Origin of the sequence: Bradyrhizobium sp. UFLA01-814 (assembly GCF_046718885.1) — a bacterium.
Classification (GTDB): domain Bacteria; phylum Pseudomonadota; class Alphaproteobacteria; order Rhizobiales; family Xanthobacteraceae; genus Bradyrhizobium; species Bradyrhizobium elkanii.
Window position 1 is genome coordinate 1 of the sequence record NZ_JAQOSR010000295.1, and the last position, 5562, is coordinate 5562.

At 66.5% G+C, this 5562-nt stretch carries 6 protein-coding genes; 4 read left to right on the forward strand and 2 right to left on the reverse strand.

What is annotated here, in order from left to right:
- The 4 genes from PMN64_RS41665 to PMN64_RS41680 all read left to right on the forward strand — a co-directional run.
- Nucleotides 1-196, forward strand: a 196-nt coding sequence (locus tag PMN64_RS41665; protein ID WP_411784965.1) for a hypothetical protein, incomplete at its 5' end; no start/stop codon positions are given.
- Nucleotides 197-249: 53 nt separating this feature from the next.
- Nucleotides 250-993 (forward strand): 2OG-Fe(II) oxygenase, encoded by a 744-nt coding sequence (locus tag PMN64_RS41670; protein WP_411784966.1) that lies wholly within the window; start codon nucleotides 250-252, stop codon nucleotides 991-993.
- A gap of 13 nt (nucleotides 994-1006) precedes the next feature.
- Nucleotides 1007-1660 (forward strand): DNA oxidative demethylase AlkB, encoded by a 654-nt coding sequence (alkB, locus tag PMN64_RS41675; protein WP_411784967.1) that lies wholly within the window; start codon nucleotides 1007-1009, stop codon nucleotides 1658-1660.
- A gap of 41 nt (nucleotides 1661-1701) precedes the next feature.
- Entirely contained in the window at nucleotides 1702-2916 is a 1215-nt protein-coding gene (locus tag PMN64_RS41680; RefSeq protein ID WP_411784968.1) for an MFS transporter, read from the forward strand.
- Here the strand turns inward: PMN64_RS41680 and PMN64_RS41685 are convergent.
- Both PMN64_RS41685 and PMN64_RS41690 read right to left on the reverse strand, forming a co-directional pair.
- Nucleotides 2913-4541, reverse strand: a complete 1629-nt coding sequence (locus PMN64_RS41685) for a thiamine pyrophosphate-dependent enzyme (RefSeq protein WP_411784969.1) — start codon at nucleotides 4539-4541, stop codon at nucleotides 2913-2915. The two genes, PMN64_RS41680 and PMN64_RS41685, sit on opposite strands and share 4 nt — an antisense overlap.
- A gap of 25 nt (nucleotides 4542-4566) precedes the next feature.
- Nucleotides 4567-5436, reverse strand: a complete 870-nt coding sequence (locus PMN64_RS41690; protein ID WP_411784970.1) for a fumarylacetoacetate hydrolase family protein — start codon at nucleotides 5434-5436, stop codon at nucleotides 4567-4569.
- Between the last annotated feature and the right edge of the window lie 126 nt (nucleotides 5437-5562).

Genomic DNA, 5562 nt, shown 5'->3' on the forward strand with positions numbered 1-5562 from the left:
CAAATGCCTCGGCTACAAGACGCCAATCCAGGCCCTTGCCAATCAAACGGGACCAAACACGAAAGCAGGGACCCATACGCCGCGGCCTTCGGAAAGGGCATGCGGCCAGACGCCTTTCGAACAACCAGCAGCTGTGGTTATGGGTCCCGGCTTTCGTCGGGACGACACCGCAATTGTGGCGGCGTTCTCGGCATAATTCGATCGGAAATCGGGTGGCGCGGGCCGCAATCAGGGGCCAGATTCCGTCCCATGACAGCAACAGCCAAAACCATCGCCCGTCCACCCACCGGCATCCCGGCCCGCGTCGACGCGCTCGACTGGGACCGGATCACGACCGATCTCGACGGGCAGGGCTGCGCCGTCCTCAACGGCTTGCTGACGCCTGAGGAATGCGATGCCATCGCGGCGCTGTATCCCGACGACGGCCAGTTCCGCAGCCGCATCGTGATGGGCCGCCACGGCTTCGGCCGCGGCGAGTACAAATACTTCTCCTATCCGCTGCCGGACCTGATCGCGGAGCTGCGGCCCGCGCTCTATGCGCGACTGACCGCGACAGCCAATCGCTGGAACGAGACGATGGGGATCGATATCCGATATCCTCTGTCGCATGCGGCGTTCCTGAAGCGCTGCCATGATGCCGGACAGACGCGGCCGACGCCGCTGCTGCTGCAATATGGCGAAGGCGACTACAACTGCCTGCACCAGGACCTCTATGGCGAGCACGTGTTTCCGATCCAGGTCGCGATCCTGCTGTCGGAGCCGGGGCGCGATTTCAGCGGCGGCGAGTTCGTGCTGACCGAGCAGCGGCCGCGGATGCAGTCGCGGCCCGAGGTGGTGCCGCTGACCAAGGGCGATGCGGTGGCCTTTGCCGTGCATCATCGCCCGGTACAGGGGACGCGCGGACCGTATCGTGTCAATCTGCGCCACGGCGTCAGCCGGATTCGCTCCGGCCACCGCCACACAGTTGGTGTGATCTTCCACGACGCGAAGTGAGTGCGAGAGAGGCGTGGCCGCTGACCTGTTCGAGACAATTGGCGATGCACGGCCGTCGCGCGAGACGATCGCGGATGGCGCGGTGCTGCTGCGCGGCTTTGTCCGGCCGTTCGAGGCCGAGCTGATCCCGGCATTGCGTGTCATCGTCAAGCAGGCGCCGTTCCGGCATCTGATCACGCCGGGCGGCCACCGCATGTCGGTGGCGATGACCAATTGCGGCAGCCTCGGCTGGGTCTCCGATCCCAGCGGCTATCGCTATGATCCGATCGATCCCGACTCGGGACAGCCCTGGCCTGAAATGCCGGAGGTGTTGCGCAGGCTTGCCGCCGGCGCCGCTGATGAAGCCGGCTTCAATGGCTTCGCGCCGCAGGCCTGCCTGATCAATCGCTACGTCCCCGGCGCAAAACTGTCGCTGCATCAGGACAAGGACGAGCTCGACTACCGCGCACCGATCGTGTCGATCTCGCTCGGGCTGCCGGCGATCTTCCTGTTCGGCGGCCTGAAGCGCAGCGATACGCCGCGCCGCTATCGACTCGAACATGGCGACGTTGCGGTGTGGGGCGGCCCGTCACGGTTGTTCTATCACGGCGTGGCACCGCTCGCCGACGGCGAGCACAGCGCGCTCGGCCGCCAGCGGATCAATTTGACCTTCCGCAAGGTGCGCTGACTCCCCTCCCGCAAATCGGGCCGGTGGTCTAGACTTGGCTCATGACCACCAAGGCCGACCGCGCCGTCAACCGCACCGGCGTCTATCTCGCCGTGCTGCAGCTCGTGTTCACGCTGGGCTGGACCACCTATCTGATCTATCTGCCGAAGCTGTGCGCCGATGTCGGCATCGCGCCGGCGACCGTGATCCTGATCCTGATGATGGATCAGGGCATCTTCACCATCACCGATACGGCGATGGGCATGGCCGCCGACAGGATTTCGAGCCTGGTCGGCCGCCTTGGCTTGTTCGTCGGCATCCTCGCCGCGATCTCCTGCGCCGCCTTCATCGCGCTGCCTTACGTGGCCGGCACCGGGCCGGGTGCGAAGGTCTGGCTGATCGTGTTGATCGTGATCTGGGCCGCGACGTCGTCGGCCTTGCGTGCGCCGCCGCTGACGCTGCTCGGCAAGTATCGTGCGCAACCCTCGGTCCCGTTCCTCGCGGCACTGGCGATGCTGGGTTATGGCATCGCGGGCGCGGTCTCGCCCTATCTTGGCGTCGTGCTGCGCAACCAGCATGCGCGGCTGCCATTCGTGCTGTCAGGCGCCGTGCTGCTGCTGACCGCGCTGGCCTTCTCGGGGATCGAGCGCCGCATCGCGGCGGAGGCGCAGCCGGCGAGGCTAGCGCCCCCGGCCAAGCGGCTCGGCGCGGTGCCGATGTTTTTGATCGGATCGATGGTGCTGCTCTCGCTCGGCTATCAGCTGCACTTCAACATCAACAGCGCGCCGTTCTATTTGCGCTTTGCCAGGCCGGGCGATCTGCAATGGCTGATGCCGGTGTTCTGGATCGGCTTCAACATCGCGATGTTCCCGGCGAGCATTGTCGTCAAGCATCGCGGCGGCCTGATCGTGATGGGCATGGCGGGGCTGCTTGGCGCATTCGCGATCGTCGCCGCGGAGATCGCCGGAAGCCTCAATGGCCTGATCGTGGCGCAATTCATGGCAGGGGCCGCCTGGGGCTGCATGCTGATGAGCGCGGTGTCCGCGGCGCTTGCGATCGGGGAGACCGGCGCGGAAGGCAAGGTCACCGGCCTCGTCTTCTCGGCGCTGGCGCTCGCGACCTTTGCGCGGATGGCGGCCGTCGCCGGCGGCCTGCAGAAGATGCCGGACTATGCGCCGCTGGTGCACTGGGCGCCGGTCGCCTGCTGGTCGGTCGCCGGCGCCGGCCTGCTCGTGATTGCCGCGTCACGGCTGCAACGCGGCGCGAAAGCCGCCTAGTTGTTCCGCGCCGGGTGGATGAACGCCCAGGGGCTGACTTCCGAATCCGTCGGGACTTCGACCGAGATCACGTAAGGCCCGCCGTCGGCCAGCGCCTTCTCCAGCACGGGGCGGAAGTGATCGGGCGAGGTGACGCGCGCGGCGCCGACGCCGAAGGACTCTGCAAGCTTCACGAAATCCGGATTCACCAGGTCGGAGGCGACGACGCGGCCGTCGAAGCGCTCGCGCTGGTCGCGGCGGACATTGCCATAGGCGTTGTTGTTGAAGACGAGCGTCACCACGCCGATCTTGAACTGCACGGCGGTGGCGAGTTCCTGCACGCCGAACATGAAGCCGCCGTCGCCTGATATCGCGACCACTGGCTTGTTCGGGTTGGCAACCTTGGCGCCGAGCGCGGTCGGGAAGCCCGAGCCGAGCGTGCCCTGATAGCCCGAGGTGACGAAGGTTCGCGGCTCGTAGATCGGAAAGCCGTACCAGGAGGCGAAACCGACCTGCGACAGCTCGTCGGTGACGATGGCGTTGGCCGGCAGCACCTCGCGCAGGATCTTCAGATAGGCCATCTGGGGTTGGATGCGCTGGATCTCCTGCTCGGTCGCGGCCGTTGCCTCGCGGATCGCGGCGCGGCGGCCGGAGGTCTTGCGGTAGCCCACCTTGCGCACGGCGGCGACGAGATCGGCGGTGCCGGCCCTGGCGTCCGCGATCACGCCGGCATCGGCCGGCCAGCGCCGCAGCTCGACCGGATCGATGTCGATGCGGACGCATTTCAGGCCGGCCGGCTGGTAGGGCCAGCGCGACATCGTCGGCAGCTCGAGGCGTGTGCCGATGCCGATCATCAGATCGGTCTTCGGCCAGAGCTTGTAGGCCGAAGCCATGGTGAGCCCGAGTTCATGCGCGTTGGAGACGATGCCGCGGCCGCTGCGGAATGCGACGACCGGCGCGTCGATCATCTCGGCCAATTCGAGAATCTCCTCGCGCGCCTCGATGGCGCCGCTGCCGACGAAGATCATCGGCGCCTTGCTGCCGGCGATCAGGTCAGCGGCGGCCTTGATGCGGTCCGGATCGGGCTGCGGCGCCGGCAACCGATCGAACGGGTTGACGGGAGCGACCTGAGTGCGCTGGGTGAAGACATCCCACGGCATCTCCAGCGAAGCCGGGCCGCGCCGGCCCGACAGCATCTCCTGGAACGCGCGCGACACCAGCGCGGGCGCGTTATCAGGGTATTCGATCCGGTCGGCCCATTTCACGAAGGTGCGCAACGTCGCGAGCTGGTCCGGCATCTCATGCAGATGGCCGCGGCCCTTGCCCAGGAACTGCGTCGGCACCTGACCGGTCAGGCACAGCACCGGCTCGTTGCAGCCGAATGCGGTGAGCAGCGCCGCCGAGGCGTTGAGCACGCCCGGGCCGGGCACCACGCTGAACACGCCGGGTTTGCCGCTGGAGCGCGCATAGCCGAACGCCATGTAGCCGCAGGCCTGCTCATGCCGGGCGCCGATCACCTTGAGCTGGGCCTGGTGGAACGCATCGAACAGGCCATAGATCTGCGCGCCGGGCAGGCCGAACACGGTGTCGACGCCGTGGGCGACGAGGCCGTTGACGATCGCTTCGCCGCCGGATGTTGAGGTCATGGCACTGTCCACTTTGCTTACGAGGTTAGGTAGCTTCGTCGACGACGCTGTTGCGCAGAATGCCGACGCCTTCGGCCTCGACCTCGACGACATCGCCGGGCTTCAGATAGCGCGGCGGATCGAACCGCGCACCTGCGCCGGTCGGGGTGCCTGTGACGATGATGTCGCCGGGAACCAGTGTCGTGAAGGTCGAGATGTAGTTGATGAGGTAGCGGAAGCCGAAGATCAAGCGCGAGGTGCGGTCGTCCTGGCGGGTCTCGCCGTTGACCCGCGTGGTCAGACGAATATCGGCGATCTGCGCTTCACCGGTGTAGGGCACGATCCACGGGCCGAGGCTGCCGGTGGAATCGAAGTTCTTGCCCTGGGTGACGTTGAACTTGGCGTGGCGCACCCAGTCGCGGATGGTGCCTTCGTTGCAGAGCGTGATCGCGGCGATGTGATCGAGCGCGGCGCTCTCCGCAATGTGCCGGCCGGCCTTGCCGATCACCAGCACCAGCTCCCCCTCATAGTCGAGCTGCGGCGAGATGCGCGGCCGCACCACCGGCGTGTTGTGGCCGACGAAGGAACGCGGCACCCGCAGAAACATGCTTGGATACTTTGGCGCGTCCGAGCCGTCCTTGTATTCGGCATTGCGGTCCGGGTAGTTGACGCCGATGCAGATGATCTTTTCCGGCGCCGGGATCGGCGGCTGCCACGCGACTGCGTCGAGCGCATGGTCGGGCGCGCGCCTGGCGGCATCCTCCACGAGCCTGCTCAGCGCGCCGGCGGCGATTGCTTCGCGCAGCGTCGGATAGTCCTTGAAGCGCGACGAGAGGTCGACGATGCCGGTGTCGGTGACGGCGCCATAGCTGGTGGCGCCGTTGACGGAATAGGTAGCGAGGCGAGGGGCTGACATCGGAAATCCATTCATTGGTGTCGTCGCGGCCTAGTGCGCAGTTGCGCACGGGGGCCGGCAACTGTTATGTCGGTTTGGTCTGTAGGTACGGCTTTCGGTCTCGCATCATGGCATTGAGGACCGTGA